A 19476-nucleotide genomic window follows, 5' to 3' on the forward strand; every position below is an offset into this window, starting at 1 on the left:
GTTATTTTTTGTGTTGTATTTGGAATTGTAATGTCAAAATGTATACCAAATTCCGTTAATAAAATATTTTTTACGAATGACAAAAATCAATACATTTGAGTAGATAAAAAATTGTGGATCCTATTCTTAACGTTGCCGTCCGTTCCCTGTGCGTTTACCTTTTCATGGTGATCGCAATCCGCCTCTTTGGTAAAAACCAGCTTTCCCAGCTCAATGCAGGAGATGTAGTACTGCTTCTCCTTATTTCCAATGCAGTTCAGAATGCAATGGTAGGCCCGGATACCTCTTTGCAGGGTGGTCTTATTGCGGCACTTGTTCTGTTTGCTGCCAACTTCATTCTTAAAAGACTTATGTTCTCCAACCGGAAATTCGAAACATTTATGGAGGAAGATCCTGTTATCCTGATCAGGGATGGGGTGATAGACCAGACTGCTCTGAACAGGGTAAAGATTACCAGAGATGAACTGGAAGAAGCCATAAGAGAACATGGAGTGGAAAAAATAAAAGACGTTAAGCTTTCTATTCTTGAAGTTGATGGTAATATAAGCGTTATTTCAGAAGACGAAAAAGAAAAGCAAACCCATTATTCAAGAATCAAAAGAAAAAATAAAAGAAAATACCATTAAATAGAATGAATTACGAGTTAAGAGAAATGCTTCCCGGTGATGAAAAAAGAGTGCTGGAAATTTATAAGCAGGGATTAGACGGTGGGATATCCACTTTTGAAACAGAAGTTCCTACTGCTGAGGCATGGAATATGGAGTATTACAACGACTGCCGTTGGGTACTGGAAAATGAAAGCAATGAAATAATAGGATGGTGTGCCCTAAAGCCGGTAAGCAAAAGAGAATGTTATAAAGGTGTCGCCGAGGTAAGCATTTATTTTGACAATATCTATCAGGGAAAGGGTTTGGGATCAGTGCTGCTGAAAAAGATGATCCTTGACAGCGAAAGCCACGGTTTCTGGACTCTTCAGGCTAGTATTTTTCCCGAGAATGAAGCTTCCATAAGGTTTCATCAGAAAAACGGATTCAGAACCGTAGGAGTGAGAAAAAAAATCGGAAAACTCAACGGACAATGGAAAGATGTTGTCCTGTTTGAAAAACGAAGCGATAGTATAGAATAAATAATAGAGCACTGGAAATTCTTTAAATCTTTCAATTTTAATGAAATAAATCACTTTTTCCCCAAAATCTTTACGCTCAACCCTTAAAACTCTTAAGCTCAAAAAATGCTATGGTGTACTTTGGCACTAACCTTGTTATCTCCCTATTGAAATTTGAAAAAAGTGGAAAATATGAAAGGTTTAATGAAAATTGTAGGGGTGTTAACCATTATGTTTATGATGACATCATGTGTGGTGCATGATCATCATGTGAGGAGACTCCCTCCCGGACAGGCTAAAAAAGTGTATGGAGGAAGTGCAAGATATTATGCTCCGGGCCAGGTGAAAAAACGAGTGTATTATTATGATTATGACAACAGAAGTCATCATCATAAAAACAAAGGACACAAACGACACAGAGATTAAAAAAAATAAAAAAGCCCTGAACACTCAGGGCTTTTGATTTGTATTTAAAATCTCGATTTTTTAGGATTCAGAAAAGTATTGAAGATCATTACTTCCGTTCCGAATTTTTTCTCAATTCTTTCCGAAATGTTCAGCATTTCACTTTTAATAAAATCTTCCCTGAGATCATCATTGTCAAACATCAGTAACAGGTTATAATTCTTACCTTCCTCAATAAAATCGCTGTGTACATCAGAAAGAATATATTTATTGACATCCATAAGGTTTTCCGCCATCAGCACCAATGTTTCATCAATATAATTTTCCCATTCTTCAATATTGTTTTTGGTACAGTGGAAAGTTATACTCAATAAGCTCATATTTTATGAATTTTTAAGATTTTGTGGATAAATTCTATCACAAAAATCGGTAAAAATTTCGTAAATTAGCCCGTTAATAAAAATTGGAAATAAATAATTTTCAGACGCACAGCTAAAGGTCTGACTGTCATTATAATAAAATTTGTTTATGCAAAAAGAAGGAGAAAGACTGATTCCTATCAACATTGTTGATGAAATGAAATCGTCTTATATCGATTATTCGATGTCGGTTATCGTTTCAAGAGCGTTGCCGGACGTAAGAGACGGCCTGAAACCCGTTCATAGAAGAGTACTTTATGGTATGTATGGATTAGGGGTTTTTTCTAATAGAAAATATTTAAAATCTGCAAGAATCGTTGGGGATGTTTTGGGTAAATATCACCCGCACGGAGACTCCTCAGTATATGATGCAATGGTGAGAATGGCTCAGGAATGGAGCTTGCGTTATCCCCAGGTAGATGGGCAGGGTAACTTTGGTTCAATGGATGGGGACCCGCCTGCAGCAATGCGTTATACCGAGGCAAGACTGAAGAAAATCTCTGATGAGATTCTTTCAGATCTGGACAAGGAAACCGTTGATTTTCAGAATAACTTTGATGATAGTATGACGGAGCCTACCGTTATGCCCACAAAAATTCCAACTCTATTAGTAAACGGAACATCGGGTATCGCTGTAGGGATGGCGACCAATATGGCGCCTCACAACCTTTCAGAATCCATTGATGCAATCACTGCTTATATTGATAACAGAGAAATCACAATTGATGAGCTAATGCAGCACATCACGGCTCCGGACTTCCCTACAGGAGGGATTATCTACGGTTATGACGGAGTGAGAGATGCTTTCCATACCGGAAGAGGAAGAGTAGTGCTGAGAGCAAAAGTGAATTTCGAAGAAATTGGGAACAGAAATGCTATTATCGTTACCGAAGTTCCTTACCAGGTGAACAAGGCAGACATGATTGCCAGAACAGCGGAACTGATAAAAGATGACAAAATTGTAGGGATTCATGAGATCAGAGATGAATCGGACAGAAACGGTCTGCGGGTCGTTTATGAATTGAAAAATGATGCTATTCCTAATGTTGTCTTAAACTTATTATATAAATATACAGCACTTCAGACTTCTTTCAGTGTTAACAACATTGCATTGGTTAAAGGAAGACCAGAACAGCTGAACTTAAAGGATATTATTCACCATTTCGTAGAGCACAGACACGAAGTGATTGTGAGAAGAACTCAGTATGAGCTTAAGAAAGCCAAAGAGAGAGCTCACATCCTGGAAGGTTTCATGAAAGTGATCGGGTCTCAGGATTCCTTAGACAGAGCAATTTCTATTATCCGTCACAGTGCCAATCCTCAGGCTGCAAAAGAAGGTCTGATCGAGGCATTTGAACTTTCTGACATTCAGGCTCAAGCTATTCTTGATCTAAGACTGGCACGTCTGACAGGAATGGAACTTGACAAGATCCGTGATGAATATGATGCGATCATGAAAGAAATCATGAACCTGGAAGATATCTTAGCGAATGAACCGAGACGATTTGAGATCATCAAAGAAGAATTGCTTGAAATCAAAGAAAAATATGGTGATGAAAGAAGAACTGCCATTGACTTCTCTGGAGGAGAAATGTCTATCGAGGATATTATCCCGAACGAAGCGGTAGTTCTTACCATTTCACACGCGGGATACGTTAAGAGAACCTCACTTTCTGAATACAAAATTCAGAGCAGAGGCGGAGTAGGCAACAGGGCTGCAACCACAAGGGATGAAGACTTCCTTGAATATATTGTTTCTGCTACCAACCACCAGTATATGTTATTCTTCACAGAAAAAGGAAGATGTTACTGGCTGAGGGTATTTGAAATTCCGGAAGGTTCAAAAACATCCAAAGGAAGAGCGGTACAGAACCTTATCAATATTGAACAGGATGATAAGATTAAAGCATATATCAGAACCAATAACCTGAAAGATGCTGAATATGTAAACCAGATGAGCGTAGTGATGGTTACCAAGAACGGAACCATCAAGAAAACTTCCCTTGAGGCTTATTCAAGACCGAGAGTTAATGGGGTTAACGCTATTGAAATTAGAGATAATGACCAATTGCTGGGGGCATATCTTACCAACGGTACATCTGAGATCATGATCGCTACTAAAAACGGTAAATGTATCCGTTTCCCTGAAGAAAAAGTAAGAGAAGTAGGTAGAGGTTCCATCGGAGTACGAGGTATCACTATGGACGATAATGATGAGGCAATTGGTATGATTGTTGTGAATGATGTAGAAAAAGAAACAGTTCTTGTAGTTTCTGAAAAAGGATACGGTAAAAGAACTGCGGTAGAGGACTATAGAATCACTAACAGAGGAGGAAAAGGAGTTATTACCCTGAACATTACCGAAAAAACCGGAAATCTGATCGCTATTCAGAATGTGACAGACGAAGACGGATTGATGATCATCAATAAGTCAGGAGTTGCCATCAGAATGAATATGGATGAAATGAGAGTAATGGGAAGAAATACCCAGGGAGTAAGAATGATCAACCTTAAGAAAAATGACGAAATTGCAGCCATTGCAAAAGTAGAAATGGACAAAGAGGTAGAGGATGATTCTGAAGAAAATGAAGATGCAGAAAATGAAGCTAATAACCAGGAAAACAGTACACCTCCACAGGCTGAAAAAGAAAATCCAGCTGAGGAAAATGAGAATTCTGATTCTGAAGAGTAAAAAGTACAATTAATATAATATAGTTATTATGAAGAAACTCATTTTAGGTATAGCAATCGTAGCTTCTGCTTTCGTTTTCGGTCAGAAGGGTGATGTGAATGCCAAGCTGCAGGAAGCGAACAAAGCTGCAATGGATGCATATAATGCAAAAAACTATACCGTTGCCGCACCTAAGTTTTTAGAAGTTTATAACTTATTAAAAACAAATGGTCAGGATGATAAGATATATATGTATTATGCAGGATTGAGCTATGCTTTGGCAAATAACAGCGCCGAATCCATCAAAATATATACAGATCTTATAAATTCAGGTTTTACAGGGGTTCAAACCACGTATACTGCGAAAGAGAAAAAGTCTGGTCAGGTAGTGAATTTGGATAAAGCTACTTGGGAACTTATGAAAAAGAATGCGGATTATTCAGATTTCAAAACAGAGCAGACGCCAAGTGTTGAGCCGGAACTTTATGAAACATTAACGACTTTGCTTATGAATGCAAAGAAACCTAATGAAGCATTGGTTATTATTGAAAAAGGATTGGCAAAATTTCCAAATAATGCTAAACTTAAAGAAGCTCAGGCTACAGCTTACTATGATTCTGGAAATACAGAAAAATTCATCGGAGCACTTAAAGAACAACTGGCTAAAAACCCTAACGATGCTACCAACTGGTACAATCTTGGAGTAATGCAGTCTAAAAATCCTGCGACAGTGGAAGATGCAATTGCGTCATTTAAGAAAGCTATCGAGATTAAGCCTGACTTTGATAACGCTTACCAGAACCTTGTTTATACCGTAATTGGAGACGATTCAAAAACTGTAGAGCAAATCAATGCAACAAGAAAGGAAAAACCGGAAGAAGCAACTAAACTGATCGATGCAAGAAAAGAAAGATTTAATAAGGCACTTCCATATGCTGAAGGGTGGTACAAAGCCGCACCGGAAAATCTTGATGCGCTTACTGCATTGAAAGAGATCTATATCGTAACAAAAAATACAGATAAAATTAAAGATCTGAAAGCTAAGGAAGCTGAACTTAAAGCAAAAGCAAAATAACAATTCCTTAGATTGAAGCAAATGAAACCGGAGCAGAAATGTTCCGGTTTTTGTTTTTTGATCTGAAATATTCCTTTATTTTTTACCTTGATTATCATTAAATTTCAACCTAAAAATTCTTTGTAATTCCGTATCTTTGGGAAAATTTTTATAAGATGATTGAGTGGAAAACCGCTAAAGAATACGAAGATATTACCTATAAAAAATGTAACGGGGTAGCAAGAATTGCTTTCAACAGACCGGAAGTGAGAAACGCTTTCAGGCCCAAAACAACTTCAGAGCTATATGACGCTTTTTACGATGCTTATGAAGACTCTTCAATAGGAGTTGTTCTGCTTTCAGGGGAAGGTCCAAGTGCCAAAGACGGAGGCTGGGCTTTCTGCAGCGGAGGAGATCAGAAAGCAAGAGGTCATCAGGGATATGTAGGAGAAGACGGAAGACATAGACTGAATATTCTTGAAGTTCAGCGTTTGATACGTTTCATGCCGAAAGTAGTGATTGCCGTTGTTCCGGGATGGGCAGTAGGCGGAGGTCATTCACTTCACGTGGTATGCGATCTTACTTTGGCAAGTAAAGAGCATGCTATTTTCAAACAGACCGATGCCGATGTAACGAGTTTTGATGGCGGTTATGGATCTGCTTACCTGGCGAAAATGGTAGGTCAGAAAAAAGCCCGTGAAATATTCTTTTTAGGAAGAAACTATTCTGCTCAGGAAGCTTTGGATATGGGAATGGTGAATGCCGTAATTCCGCATGCAGAATTAGAAGATACAGCCTACGAATGGGCACAGGAAATATTGGCAAAATCCCCGACTTCCATCAGAATGCTGAAATTTGCAATGAATCTTACGGATGACGGAATGGTCGGTCAGCAAGTATTTGCAGGAGAAGCAACCCGTTTGGCTTATATGACAGAAGAAGCTCAGGAAGGAAGAAATGCATTCCTTGAAAAAAGAAAACCGGACTTCGGAGAAAATCAGTGGATATCTTAAAATAAGAAGTTAGAGGTTAGAAATTAGATATGAGACTTATGGTTTTAAATCTAACTTCTAGCTTCTAATATCTAACATCTAATATTTATGTCAGATTGGATAAAAGCCGCAAGGCTAAGAACTTTACCGCTTTCCTTAAGCGGAATTATAATGGGAGCCTTTATTGCAAAATGGAGACTTTATGGTGAAGGTGGAACATGGGACTGGAAAATTTTTGCTCTGGCGATTCTGGTAACGCTTTTATATCAGATTTTATCAAACTATGCCAATGACTACGGTGATGGAGTGAAAGGAACTGATGCAAAAAGAATAAATGAAGCAGAATCCAGAGCTGTAGCTTCAGGGAAAATTACGGCAAAACAAATGAAAAATGCCGTGATCCTTTTCTCAGCATTATCTTTTATTGCCACAATTGCACTGTTATATATTGCCTTCTTTCCGGATTATATGAACGAATTCTATATTTTCATAGGACTGGGAGTAGCCTGTATTCTGGCGGCAATTGGCTATACAGTTGGGAAAAAGCCTTACGGATATTTGGGATTGGGAGACCTTTTCGTATTTATATTCTTTGGCTTGGTTTCGGTTTGCGGGAGCTATTTTCTGTTCACAAAAACGTTCAGCTGGGATATGCTTCTACCCGGAACAGCGGTAGGAATGATGAGCATGGCAGTCCTTAATCTTAATAATATGAGAGATATAGAAAGCGACAGGCTGTCAGGAAAAAACAGCTTTGCATTAAGGATAGGCTTCAGAAATGCAATGATTTACGAAATGGTCCTGTTGCAGCTTCCTTTGATCTTGATTCTTATTTTTTTAGGATTAAATGGTTTCATACAGTCTCAAAACTATTATGTTTTCATTGTAATGATCCTGCTGATCCCATTTGCTAAGCTTAGAAGGAAAATAATGTCTGTAAAAGAACCCAAAGACTTAGACCCATTCCTAAAACAGGTGGGTATTCTTACATTTACAATGGCAGTTCTTACAGCAATTGGACTTAATTTTTTTAAATAAATTACCATATTATGAGTTCAAATAACTACGTTGAAGCTCAAATGCTTATCAGAAAACCGATTGAAGATGTCTTTGAGGCATTTATCAATCCTGAAGTGACTACTAATTTCTGGTTTACAAAATCTACCGGAAAATTAGAAGAAGGTAATACGGTGACCTGGGAATGGGAGATGTACGGAGTACAATCTGAGGTAAAAGTTCACCAGGTTATTCCAAACCAGCTGATCAAGACAGAATGGGGAGATCCGGCTGTGCAGGTGGATTATGAATTCAAAACAATGGAGAAAGGGACCCTAGTTGTCATTAAAAGCTATGGATTCAGCCAGACGGGTGAAGATCTTTTAAAAATAATCAATGATAATACAGGTGGTTTTACAACGGTTCTCGATGGTTGCAAAGCCTATTTAGAACACGGAATTAATTTAAGATTGATAGAGGATAAATTTCCACAGAAATAATCTGACATAAAACCTTGTTGAGTGTTAACGCCTTTGCGAATTTAAACATTTAGTTTATTAAGAATCTTAGCGCTCTTAGCGTTTAAATAAAACACAAATTTTCACTAATATTTTATAGTGTTATTCGTGAAAAATATTTGAGCTATTTGTGTTTAAATGTTTAAAAATTATTAAAAAATCAATTAAAAATGAAAATACAATTTTTAGGACAAAACTGTTTTTTGTTTACTTACAAAGACAAGACAATTTTAAGTGATCCTTTTTACAATTACAAAAAAGCAGAATCCGGCTTTGATATATCAGCTCAGAAGATAGACTATATCTTACTGACCCATGCTCACGGCGATCATATTGCCGATGTGGAAGAAGTATTGCAGTTTCATCCGCAGGCAACAATTATTGCTGTTCCTGAGATCTGTGCATACTTTAAAACTGCAATAAATAAAGATGACGTGAACCTAGGAGGATCGGCAAAAATCGACGATCTTAAAATTTCCATGGTACCTGCTCATCATACAAGTTCGTTCCCGGATGGAAGCTACGGAGGCGTTCCTGTAGGATATATTTTCAGACTTCCTGAAGGAAAGAATATCTATATGGCAGGAGATACCGGTGTAATGGCAGATATGGAGCTTTTCCCAAGACTTTTCGGGAATATCGACCTGTCTATCCTTCCCATCGGAAGCCACTACACAATGTGTCCCAGAAAAGCATCTTTTGCCGCTGCAGAATTATTGAAGACTCCAAAAGTAATCGGTTGCCACTTTGATACATTTCCTGCTATTGAGATTAACCATGAAAGTGCATTGAAGCATTTTGCAGATAAAAATGTAGAACTGGTTCTTCCTAAGCTGGGAGAGGAGTTTGAATTTTAATATAAAAAATGAAGGGTAATCTGGAAAGTAGAATGAAAATGCTGAAAAGTATAGAAACAAAAAAAGATAATCTTCCAATTACCTTACTTCAACTTAAATCAAAAAAAAAATGGCAAGCTACCTAAATCACACCGCTACGACCAATTACCTTTGCTGTGTTCCCACCCTGGAGGGTTCTCAGGAGCTGGTTGTTTAGGACTTGCCGTTGCAAAGGTAGGAATAATTTATAAACTTCAAAATATAATTAAAGAAAATTAGTTGAAAAAATACAGTAATAAAGCTAAACAGCTGGAATTTAGTGTAATAATTTTTCAATTTTTTTCTAAAAAATCTAACATGACGAAAAGTCCATCAACATTAGGAATTATACTTTTTATCGCTACAATGATCATTTTTTTTGTAGCCTATTACTTTTTCTCAGGTATCAATTATTTTGATATCTCCTTGAAAATCAATGCATTTATCCTTCCCATTTTATATGCAGGAGGTGCCTTCTGGTCTGTGAAATCTTTCTGGAACAAAAATAGAGTGGTAAGTTTTAAAGATGCGTTTTCAAGAGCGTTCGTTCCGATGTTTATCGGAGGTATCCTTTCTATTTTCAGCATTTATGCGTTCCTTAATTTCGTAGATCCCGATGCAAAAAAGCTGCTGAACTACCAGTATGTACAGAGGCAGAAAACAGAATTGGACACTGAATATCAATCTGCAAGAAAGATCATGAAGCATCAGAAAGACATTGACGAATTAGATAAGAAATACAAAGAAAGGCTTCCAAGTTTTTCTCCCGAAGCCATTAAAGGGAAAGATATGCTTACGGCAAGTCATTTTTCAGGATATTTTGCAGCAATTCTTATATTTTACGTAGTTTTGTCAGTGTTTTTTGGAGCATTTTTCAGAACGAGAACTGTATATCAGGAAACAGAAAATCAAGAATAATTTTATTAAAATTAAATGAATTTATCTATAGTTATTCCGTTGTTAAACGAAGAAGACTCTCTGGAAGAGCTTTTTTCAAGGATTGATAATGTCTGTTATACCAACAGCCTGTCCTATGAAATTTGGTTCGTAGATGACGGAAGTACGGATCTGTCGTGGAGCATCATCGAAAATATGAAGGTTCAGCACCCTCAGATCCACGCAATAAAATTTTCCAGAAATTATGGGAAATCACAGGCGCTTCATGCGGCTTTTGAAAGAACAAACGGAGATGTGGTGATTACCATGGATGCTGATTTACAGGATTTTCCAGAAGAAATTCCTGAGCTTTACAAAATGGTGACTGAAGATAATTACGATATCGTTTCAGGCTGGAAAAAGAAACGTTTTGATAATGTCATGACGAAAAATGTTCCGTCAAAACTGTTCAATGCAGCGGCAAGAAAAGTATCAGGAGTTTATCTTCATGATTTCAACTGCGGTTTAAAAGCATACAAAAAACAGGTGGTAAAATCCATCGATGTGTATGGAGATATGCACCGTTATATTCCTGTATTAGCTGCGAATGCAGGATTCAGAAGAATTACAGAAAAAGAAGTACAGCATCAGGCAAGGCCTTACGGAACCTCAAAATTCGGGACCGAAAGATTTATAAGAGGTTTTCTGGATCTGGTAACCCTTTGGTTTGTAAGCCGTTTTGGAGGAAGGCCTATGCATTTCTTTGGAGCGGTAGGAACCGTCATGTTTATTGTCGGATTTCTTTCTGCACTTTGGCTGGGAATTTCAAAACTGATCGATGTGGCAAGGGGAATTTATGGTCATCTAATCACCAACAATCCCTGGTTTTTTATCGCCCTAACGATGATGATTATGGGAACCCTTCTTTTTATAGCCGGATTCTTAGGCGAAATGATCATCAGAACCAACAGGGAACATAAGAATTATAATATTGATGACGTGATTTAATGCGTTAAACTGATCATCAACGAATAAAATCCTCAAAGAGTTCTAAACTTTTTGGGGATTTCTGTGTTGAACCAAGGTTTCTCCAAAAATAAAAATATTAGAACCAAAGTAAAAATTCAAATCTTCCTCTACTATACTATCAATTTTATCGTGGGTAAAATCTTCGCATCTTTAATGATTCTTTTAAATTAACAGTTTAAATGATGCAAAATAATAGCAGAAAACGTAACTACAGAATTATTTCTAAAATCATTTTTATTTATATTTGTATGTAATTTATAAGATTGATAACGCACAACAAGCCGGCAAACCTTATTTTAATCAGTTTTTCTCTTTTTTATTGTCTTCCTGCAGATCATCCAGCTTTCTGGGATCCTGTTGTGATGAATATTTCTTATTTAAGCAAAGATTATCTGCTGTTGGCAGCGGGGAAAAATCCCAAAACCTGGTTTTACAGGAGAAAATAAAAATATACAAATATTATAAATGAACCCAAAAATCTGTCTGAACTGCGGTCATAAAATCTCCGGTGAGTTTTGTTCCCATTGCGGGCAGAAGGCAGATACAGCAAGAATAACTCCTCGTTCATTGATTAAAACTGATGTTTTAGGATCAATCTGGCATATAGAAGAAAGATTTTTCCGGACCCTGAAGCATATTTTATTTGGGCCCGGCAGAATGGCAATGGATTATATTTCAGGTAAAAGAATTAAATACTATAATTTATTTTCTTTGCTGCTTATTTTGTTTGGATTCAATGTGTTAACAATGCATTTTTATTTGGATTTGAATCCGGACGAAATTCGGAAAGAAAGTTCAAAAATCTTTGAATTTTTCTCCCGGTACTCCAAAACAATCCTTTTTGTGATCATCCCGATACTAGGGACCAATGCCTATTTCATTTTCAAAAGAATGAAATTGAATATTGCCGAGCATTTTATCATCGGAACAGTAAGCCTGTTAGGAATTTTAATCATATTTTTGTTTAATGATATGATAAGTCTTATAGGTCTGTGGAAACCTGCAGCGAAGATTTTCGGTATTTTGGAGAAGGCTTCATTTGTTCTTTTCATTCTTTTCCCGGCAGTTACGTATTGGAATGCATTTAAAAAATCATACTCAAAACCTGGTCTGCTTTGGAGGGTATCATTACTGTATGTTTTGATGGGAATAGAGAGCCTTGGAATAATCGCGATTTTATATAGAATACTTTAAATTGAACATGAAAAAAATATGGTACGCATCCCTGCTGGTAGTGGCAGTTTCCTGTGGAAAAGTTTCTCCGAAAGGAAATATTGAAAGAAAAAACGTGGAGGTTTCAGAATTTGTGAATTTGGATCTGGAAGGAAAATTCCGTGTATTTTATGCAAGAGGAGCTAAGAATTTTGTGGAAATCGAGACTTACCCAAATGTAGCCAGTAATCTGGATGTAGATGTTAAAGATAAGACTCTTGTTATTAAAGAAAAAAGAGGAACAAAAGGTGTAGATTTCTATAATGTGACCATCTATTCAAAATATAATCTTGAAAAAGTTTCAGTGGCAGATTCTGTAGAAATGAATATTTCAAGTGAAATTAAGACTGATAATTTTAGGCTTAATTTAAAAAATTATGCTACTTTTATGGGTTCAGTGAACACGAGAAGAGCAGAAGTGGAAATGCAGAACAGAAGCCGCGCCAACTTTTTAGGACTCACCAAAAATGCGGTGATAAAGATCTCAGACACAGCAAGTCTGATCGCGCCATACTGGAAAATAGAAAACCTGAATATCGATTCTAAAAATGGAAATTATGCAGAAGTTAATGTAAAAGATTCTTTAAAAGGACATGTTCAGAATACGGCAAAATTTATCTACTATAATAACCCGATTCGTGCATTTAAAATTGATAAGACGACCCGTGTAGAGAATAAGAAATTAGAATAAAAAGGAAGATAGAGGCATTGCTTATCCATATGCTTCCAAACAAAAAACAGAACAGTAAATAAAAGCAGAAAATATGAATTTGGGCGTAGAATTCCTTCCATCTTCAGATTTCCTGCTTCCAAACCTAAATACAAATATGACAACATTAGAAAAAGCGAAACTTTGGTTAAGTGATACATTCGATAAGGAAACAAAAGATGCCGTACAGGTATTGATTGACAGTAATTCTCCGGATCTGGAAGATTCTTTCTACAGAGAACTTGAATTTGGAACAGGAGGAATGAGAGGTATCATGGGAGTGGGAACCAACCGCTTAAATAAATATACTTTAGGACAAGCTACACAGGGATTGGCCAATTATATGCTTGAGCAGTTTAAAGGAGAGGAAATTAAAGTAGCTATTGCTTACGACGTTCGCCATAATTCAAAAGAATTCGGGAAACTGGTTGCTGATGTTTTAACTGCAAACGGAATTAAAGTGCTTCTTTTCAAAGAACACAGACCGACCCCAGAATTATCCTTCACTGTAAGAGATAAAAAATGTAATGGAGGAATTGTATTAACAGCATCCCATAACCCGCCTGAATACAACGGATATAAAGTATACTGGAACGATGGCGCACAGATTGTTCCGCCTCATGATGAAGCGATCATCAATGAAGTGTATTCTGTAAAATTCGAAGAAATTAAATTCAACGGAAATGATGACCTGATCGAATGGATCGGAGAAGAACAGGATGACGTTTATATCGATGCTTGTATTGAAAATTCAACCTATCAGAATGTTGGGAAAGAAAATTTAAATATTGTTTTCACTTCCATTCACGGAACAACATATACCACCATTCCAAAGGCTTTGGAAAAAGCAGGATTTAAAAAAGTAGATCTGGTAAAAGAACAGATGATCCCGAGCGGGAATTTTACCACGGTAGCATCTCCGAACCCGGAAGAACCTGCAGCACTGGAAATGGCTATGGACCTGGCAAGAATTACCAATGCAGATATCGTTATCGGGACAGATCCGGATGGTGACAGACTGGGAATTGCCGTAAGAAACCTTGATGGCGAAATGCAGCTTTTGAATGGTAACCAGACCAATACCATCCTTACTTATTATATTTTAAATGAATGGAGAAAGCAGGAAAGGATTACTGGGAAAGAATTCATAGGTTCTACGATCGTAACTTCAGATATTTTCTTTGATATTGCACAGAAATTCGGAGTTGACTGTAAAGTTGGACTTACAGGATTCAAATGGATCGGAAAAATGATCCGTGAAGCAGAAGGAAGAGAGAAATTCATCTGCGGTGGTGAAGAAAGCTTCGGCTTTATGACCGGAGATTTTGTCCGCGATAAAGATTCATGCGGAAGTATCCTTGTTGCCTGTGAAATCGCTGCGTGGTGTAAAGCCAATGGAAGAACAATGTATCAGTATATGATTGAGATCTATGAGGATCTGGGAATGTATTATGAAGGGTTGGTGAACATTGTAAGAAAAGGAAAAGAAGGAGCTGAAGAGATTCAGAATATGATGAAAAATTTCCGCGAAAACCCACCGAAAGAACTGGCAGGATCATTAGTAGAAGAAGTGAAGGATTTTAAAGAACAGACCAGCTTCTCTGTTTCAAAGAACGAAACCAAAGTAATGAATGACATTCCAAAATCGAATGTACTGATTTATTATACCCAGGATGGAACTAAGGTTTGTGTAAGACCTTCAGGAACAGAACCGAAAATTAAATTCTATATTTCTGTAAAAGATACAGTTACTTCTGAAGCTGATTTTAGAGACAAATTAAAGTCATTAGAAGAAAAAATCGAAGAAGTAAGAAAAGATCTGAAGCTAGACTAATCTGAGCGCGAAAAAGATAGCGTAGCCCAAATAAGAAGAAGATTAATTTTTAGAAGATAATATTAGTAATAAAAATAAAAATAAAGTGAAAGTTTCAAAATTAGCGGCGAACCTGATTGGTTCAGAAATTGTAAAAATTGGTAATGAAGTAAATGATTTAAAAGCAAAAGGAGCGGAAATTGCCAATCTTACTATTGGTGATCTGAATTCTAATCTTTATCCCATCCCGGCACTGCTGAAGGAGGAGATTCAGAAGGCATATCAGAATAATCTCACAAATTATCCGCCGGCCAACGGACTTTTATCTTTAAGAAAAGAAGTTTCCAAAGACTTGAAAAACAGATGGAACCTGGATTATTCACCAAACGATATTTTAATTACTGCCGGATCAAGACCATTGATCTATGCAGTTTATAAAACAATTGTAGATGAAGGTGATAAAGTAGTATATCCTACACCATCATGGAACAACAACCATTACGCTTACCTTACTTCTGCAGAGGCTGTAGAAGTGAAAACCACTCCTGAAAACAATTTCCTTCCTACAGCAGACGATCTGAGACCACACTTAGATGGTGCAGTTCTTTTAGCGCTGTGTTCACCACTGAATCCTACAGGAACAATGTTTACAAAAGAGCAGCTTTCAGCGATCTGTGAACTGGTTCTTGAAGAAAATAAAAAAAGAGGAGAGAATGAAAAACCATTGTACCTGATGTATGATCAGATCTATTCTAATCTTACATTCGGTGCGCAGCACGTAGATCCGGTTTCTCTTTTCCCTGAACTAAAAGAATATACCATTTATATCGACGGTATTTCCAAATGCCTTGCTGCAACCGGAGTACGTGTAGGGTGGGGATTTGGTCCTTCTCATATTTTAGATAAGATGAAAGCCCTGTTAACGCATGTTGGAGCCTGGGCACCGAAGCCTGAACAGGAAGCTACCGCAAAATTCTTTGAAAACCCTGATAATGTAAATGTTTTCGTAGAAGATTTCAAAGGGAAACTGGAAGAAAGCTTAAAAGTTCTTCATGGTGGAATCCAGGATTTAAAAGGAAAAGGACTGGCAGTAGAAAGCATCGAACCGATGGGAGCGTTGTACCTTACGATCAGATTGGATTATATCGGAAAAACAAAGCCGGACGGATCTGTTATTGAGAACTCTTCTGACCTGGTATTCTACTTAATTAATGATGCCGGAGTTGCTTTAGTTCCGTTCTCAGCATTCGGAGAAGCAAAATCCGAGCCTTGGTTCCGTGCTTCTGTAGGTGGTTTAGCGGTTGACGAGATCAAAGTAATGCTTCCGAAGCTTGAAAATGCTTTGAATAATCTTAAATAGTTTTTAATGTAGCAGTACAACAATGTATCAATGTAACAATTCCGGTACTTACACTATTGGTAAACTGTTAGATTGATACATTGTTACGTTAAAATAAATAGAATCTGCTGTATTGGATTTTTTTCAAAGCCTTGCGTCTGGTATTTAAAAATTCAGGAAAATGTAAAGGGAATTTACTGAAAAGTCTTATTTTCGGATTGTTTTATTCCTTTCTGTATATCTCCTGGATCTACGGAATTATCTTTTTAGCGAATTATCTGATTCATAATTAATTAACTTATAACTTTAATAATAATAAATGAAAATCATAGCTGTCATTCCTGCCCGTTACGAAGCAAGCCGCTTTCCGGCGAAGCTGATGCAGATGTTAGGTGAAAAAACAGTAATCATGACAACCTATCAGAATGTTGTAGAAACAGGATTATTTGATGAAGTATTTGTGGCTACCGATTCAGAGATTATTTTTGATGAAATTGTGAAAAATGGTGGAAAAGCCGTTATGACCGGCCAGCATGAAACCGGAAGTGACCGTATTGCGGAGGCCGTACAGAACATCGACTGTGATATTGTGATCAATGTTCAGGGAGATGAACCTTTCCTTAAGTTAGAGCCTTTAAAGCAGCTGATCGAAGTTTTCAAAGAAGATGATAACCAGGAAATTTCTCTGGCTTCATTAAAAATCAGGCTAACGGAAAAAGAAGAAATTGAAAACCCCAATAATGTAAAAGTTATTACAGATAATAACGGGTTTGCCCTTTATTTCAGCCGTTCCGTGATTCCTTTTCACAGGGAAGTTTCCTATGATATAAGTTATTTTAAACACATTGGTGTGTATGCTTTCAGAAAACATGCTTTGCTTCAGTTCTCAAAACTCGAAATGAAGCCCCTTGAAATATCAGAAAAAATTGAATGCATCCGTTATCTTGAATACGGAATGAAGATCAAGCTGGTAGAAACCAATTTCATCGGGGTAGGAATTGATACACCCGAAGATCTGGAAAAAGCCAGGAAGTTAATTTGAAAAAACTGTAAGTAAGAAAATAAGTCCGTTCGGCTTTTTGCTTTCTTTGCTTTTTCGCCCAATTCCCCTTATATTTGAAATATAAATAAGATTAATGAAGAAATTACTTTTAGTATTCGTACTGATACTTTCGCAGTTGTCTTTTGCACAGACCGCAAAAGAAATTATAGAGAAAAATATAGAACTGTCCGGAGGATTAACGAATTGGAAGCTCTTGAATTCAGTACTGCTACAGGGAAAAGTGATCTTAGGAATCAAAGATGAATATCCTATAAAAATTTACCAGCAGCGTCCCAATCTTACTAAAACGGTGATCAGCATCGGTGGAAAAGAAACGGCAATTGAAGGCTTTGACGGGGCTAAAGGATATGCAATGAATTATGCCGCCAATAAACTTCAGGTGTATCCTGAATATGTATCTGAAAGCTTTGATAATGATTTTATTGACTGGGAAAATAAAGGTTTTGATGCCAAATATCTGGGAAAAGAGAAAGTAGGCGAGATCTATTGCCACAAAGTGGAGCTTACCAAAAATGTAAATAAAAACATCTATTATTTTGATGTAAAAACGTACATGCTTTTAAAAGAAATCAAGAAAGATGAAACATTAGTATATGCGGATTATAAGAAAGTAGGTAATCTTTCAATGCCTTTTAGGATTGAATCTTCAAGTACTAAAAAGGATGGTGACTTCGTTATGATCCTAAACAGGATAGATGCTAATAAAGTTTTTCCTGCCAATACATTTAGATTTTAATCGAAAGAAAAAATAATTACGGCAAAACTGCCAACTAAAATTGATAAGAATGAAAAAGATTTTCTTATGGCTGCTTTCTTTTGTAGCATTTTTACAGAGCTGTACCAATCAGAAAAGTGAAATTTCTCAAGCTAAAACCAAAGAACTTATGGGAAAAACAATATATGACTTCAAAGTTGAAAGCCTTGATGGTAAAGAGATCAACTTTGCAGATTTTAAAGGAAAAAAGATCCTTATTGTCAACACCGCATCAGAATGTGGATTTACACCACAGTATGCAGATCTGGAGAAAGTGTATGAAGAATACAAAGACAAACTGGTTATTGTAGGATTCCCCGCCAATAATTTTGGAGGTCAGGAGCCTGGAACCAATACCGAGATCGGAGCTTTCTGCCAGAAAAATTACGGAGTAACTTTTCCTTTAGCAGCTAAAGTTTCTGTAAAAGGAGACGATACAGCTCCTATCTTTAAATACTTAACGGAAAAAGATTTAAACGGGGTAAAAAACACCACCATCCTTTGGAACTTTACAAAATTCCTGATCGATGAAAACGGAAAGCTGATTGATACTTTTGTAAGTACTACAAAGCCTACTGACGAGGCTATTACCAAGTATCTGAAGTAAGATTAAAAGATAAAATAATACCTCGGCTCCGCTCAGCACGACATCTTTGATACTGATTTGTATTATTGAAACTGTCACGCTGAGCGGAGTCGGGCATTTAAATATCTGTAGCTGATGAGTTTCAAAGTATTTGAAAAAGGATAAAATAATATACTTTTGCAGAATAGATATATTCATCCGCTTTTTATTTAAAAACTATGAAAAAATTACTCATCTTATTTATTCTGATCCTTTCAATCAAAGGATTTTCGCAGGACAGTTATTTTTTAGGAAAAACAAACTACTGCACACCTCAAAAAACTGAATCAAAAAAACGTTTTGAAACGTCTATATTGGGATTACAGGTGCCCAAATACTATGGAGGAGTCACCAATCTTCTCATGAAGGTAGTAGAAGAAGATCCCGGATATTGTGATGCTTATTTTATGGCTGGATATTTTTTCAGATTGCAGGATATGAATAAGGAGGCATTAGCTTTATATTATATTGCAGACAGCCTCGCACAGAATAAAGCTCCTATATTCAAGCAGAATCTTGCTATTCAATTTATGAGATTTGGAGAAGTAGATAAAGCCAGAGAGAAATATAAAGAAATGATAAAATATTTCCCGGGTAATCCTGAAGGGTATTATGGAGTAGCTAATACTTCCATTGTCTTAGGAGATTATGATAAAGGACTACAAAATCTAAAAGATGCCGAACATTTATATAATAATAAAGGAGGGATAAAAGATGATGGAAAGTATATGTATGGAATGTTGTATTGTTTAAAGGGAGATTACGAAAAATCCTTACCTTATCTGGAAGAAGTGTATTCTAGTTACAGGAAAGATGACAATTATCTCGCTCTTTATGCACTCTCTCAAATAAAAGTTGGAAAAGCAAGGAATGATGAACAGTTAATAAAGAAAGCAAAAAAGGCTTACGATAAAATAAAAGACAAGCCACTGGTTGAAAATATTTCGAAGAAACTAAAAGAAGAATTTTCGTAAATTTCTAAAGAAGATACATACTTCGACTTGGCGGCCATTATATTTGC

At 36.6% G+C, this 19476-nt stretch carries 20 protein-coding genes and 1 other RNA gene; 19 read left to right on the forward strand and 2 right to left on the reverse strand.

Going from position 1 to position 19476, the window contains the following annotated elements:
- Window positions 1-113 precede the first annotated feature (113 nt).
- The 3 genes from J2T03_RS02405 (at window position 114) to J2T03_RS02415 (ending at window position 1531) form a co-directional block, all read left to right on the forward strand.
- Entirely contained in the window at window positions 114-626 is a 513-nt protein-coding gene (locus J2T03_RS02405; RefSeq protein ID WP_306842854.1) for a DUF421 domain-containing protein, read from the forward strand.
- 5 nt (window positions 627-631) lie between these two features.
- Complete coding sequence (locus tag J2T03_RS02410) at window positions 632-1126, forward strand: GNAT family N-acetyltransferase (RefSeq protein WP_306842852.1); 495 nt, start codon at window positions 632-634, stop codon at window positions 1124-1126.
- Between the two features lie 171 nt (window positions 1127-1297).
- Window positions 1298-1531 carry a hypothetical protein gene (locus tag J2T03_RS02415; protein ID WP_306842851.1) on the forward strand — a complete coding sequence of 78 codons (234 nt, stop codon included), beginning with the start codon at window positions 1298-1300 and terminating at the stop codon, window positions 1529-1531.
- Between the two features lie 44 nt (window positions 1532-1575).
- On the opposite strand, the gene J2T03_RS02420 is transcribed toward J2T03_RS02415, so the two are convergent.
- Window positions 1576-1890 (reverse strand): DUF4286 family protein, encoded by a 315-nt coding sequence (locus J2T03_RS02420; RefSeq protein ID WP_306842849.1) that lies wholly within the window; start codon window positions 1888-1890, stop codon window positions 1576-1578.
- Between the two features lie 148 nt (window positions 1891-2038).
- On the opposite strand from J2T03_RS02420, the gene gyrA reads away from it, so the two are divergent.
- The 6 genes from gyrA (at window position 2039) to J2T03_RS02450 (ending at window position 9017) form a co-directional block, all read left to right on the forward strand.
- Window positions 2039-4621, forward strand: a complete 2583-nt coding sequence (gene gyrA, locus J2T03_RS02425) for a DNA gyrase subunit A (RefSeq protein WP_307209213.1) — start codon at window positions 2039-2041, stop codon at window positions 4619-4621.
- A 28-nt stretch (window positions 4622-4649) separates the two neighbouring features.
- The gene (locus J2T03_RS02430; RefSeq protein ID WP_307209215.1) at window positions 4650-5675 is read left to right on the forward strand and encodes a tetratricopeptide repeat protein; all 1026 of its coding nucleotides are present in this window, start codon (window positions 4650-4652) and stop codon (window positions 5673-5675) included.
- 155 nt (window positions 5676-5830) lie between these two features.
- Window positions 5831-6667: a 1,4-dihydroxy-2-naphthoyl-CoA synthase gene (locus tag J2T03_RS02435; protein WP_040994924.1), complete on the forward strand. Its 837-nt coding sequence runs from the start codon at window positions 5831-5833 to the stop codon at window positions 6665-6667.
- Window positions 6668-6754: 87 nt separating this feature from the next.
- Window positions 6755-7684, forward strand: coding sequence for a 1,4-dihydroxy-2-naphthoate octaprenyltransferase (menA, locus tag J2T03_RS02440; protein ID WP_307209217.1), 930 nt, complete (start codon window positions 6755-6757; stop codon window positions 7682-7684).
- A gap of 11 nt (window positions 7685-7695) precedes the next feature.
- Window positions 7696-8142, forward strand: coding sequence for an SRPBCC family protein (locus tag J2T03_RS02445; RefSeq protein ID WP_306842842.1), 447 nt, complete (start codon window positions 7696-7698; stop codon window positions 8140-8142).
- 188 nt (window positions 8143-8330) lie between these two features.
- Window positions 8331-9017 (forward strand): metal-dependent hydrolase, encoded by a 687-nt coding sequence (locus J2T03_RS02450; protein WP_306842840.1) that lies wholly within the window; start codon window positions 8331-8333, stop codon window positions 9015-9017.
- A 107-nt stretch (window positions 9018-9124) separates the two neighbouring features.
- Here the strand turns inward: J2T03_RS02450 and ffs are convergent.
- An RNA gene (ffs, locus tag J2T03_RS02455) (signal recognition particle sRNA small type) lies at window positions 9125-9222 on the reverse strand.
- A gap of 131 nt (window positions 9223-9353) precedes the next feature.
- Here ffs and J2T03_RS02460 point away from each other — a divergent pair.
- From J2T03_RS02460 to J2T03_RS02505, 10 genes are all read left to right on the forward strand, one after another.
- The gene (locus J2T03_RS02460; RefSeq protein WP_307209219.1) at window positions 9354-9953 is read left to right on the forward strand and encodes a DUF4199 domain-containing protein; all 600 of its coding nucleotides are present in this window, start codon (window positions 9354-9356) and stop codon (window positions 9951-9953) included.
- A 15-nt stretch (window positions 9954-9968) separates the two neighbouring features.
- Window positions 9969-10919 carry a glycosyltransferase family 2 protein gene (locus J2T03_RS02465; protein WP_306842837.1) on the forward strand — a complete coding sequence of 317 codons (951 nt, stop codon included), beginning with the start codon at window positions 9969-9971 and terminating at the stop codon, window positions 10917-10919.
- Window positions 10920-11405: 486 nt separating this feature from the next.
- The gene (locus J2T03_RS02470; RefSeq protein ID WP_307209221.1) at window positions 11406-12134 is read left to right on the forward strand and encodes a DUF3667 domain-containing protein; all 729 of its coding nucleotides are present in this window, start codon (window positions 11406-11408) and stop codon (window positions 12132-12134) included.
- A 7-nt stretch (window positions 12135-12141) separates the two neighbouring features.
- The gene (locus tag J2T03_RS02475; protein WP_307209222.1) at window positions 12142-12843 is read left to right on the forward strand and encodes a GIN domain-containing protein; all 702 of its coding nucleotides are present in this window, start codon (window positions 12142-12144) and stop codon (window positions 12841-12843) included.
- A gap of 136 nt (window positions 12844-12979) precedes the next feature.
- Complete coding sequence (locus tag J2T03_RS02480; protein WP_307211071.1) at window positions 12980-14695, forward strand: phospho-sugar mutase; 1716 nt, start codon at window positions 12980-12982, stop codon at window positions 14693-14695.
- Window positions 14696-14780: 85 nt separating this feature from the next.
- Complete coding sequence (locus J2T03_RS02485; protein WP_306842829.1) at window positions 14781-16034, forward strand: pyridoxal phosphate-dependent aminotransferase; 1254 nt, start codon at window positions 14781-14783, stop codon at window positions 16032-16034.
- Between the two features lie 298 nt (window positions 16035-16332).
- On the forward strand, window positions 16333-17055 hold the full coding sequence (gene kdsB, locus J2T03_RS02490; protein WP_306842827.1) for a 3-deoxy-manno-octulosonate cytidylyltransferase: 723 nt from the start codon (window positions 16333-16335) through the stop codon (window positions 17053-17055).
- A 94-nt stretch (window positions 17056-17149) separates the two neighbouring features.
- A complete protein-coding gene (locus J2T03_RS02495; protein ID WP_306842825.1) occupies window positions 17150-17812 on the forward strand; it encodes a histidine kinase in 663 nt (220 codons plus the stop codon).
- Window positions 17813-17861: 49 nt separating this feature from the next.
- Window positions 17862-18437 (forward strand): glutathione peroxidase, encoded by a 576-nt coding sequence (locus J2T03_RS02500; RefSeq protein ID WP_307209224.1) that lies wholly within the window; start codon window positions 17862-17864, stop codon window positions 18435-18437.
- Window positions 18438-18634: 197 nt separating this feature from the next.
- Window positions 18635-19429: a tetratricopeptide repeat protein gene (locus tag J2T03_RS02505; protein ID WP_307209226.1), complete on the forward strand. Its 795-nt coding sequence runs from the start codon at window positions 18635-18637 to the stop codon at window positions 19427-19429.
- Window positions 19430-19476 lie beyond the last annotated feature (47 nt).

Origin of the sequence: Chryseobacterium lathyri (genome assembly GCF_030812195.1) — a bacterium.
Classification (GTDB): Bacteria; Bacteroidota; Bacteroidia; order Flavobacteriales; family Weeksellaceae; genus Chryseobacterium; species Chryseobacterium lathyri_A.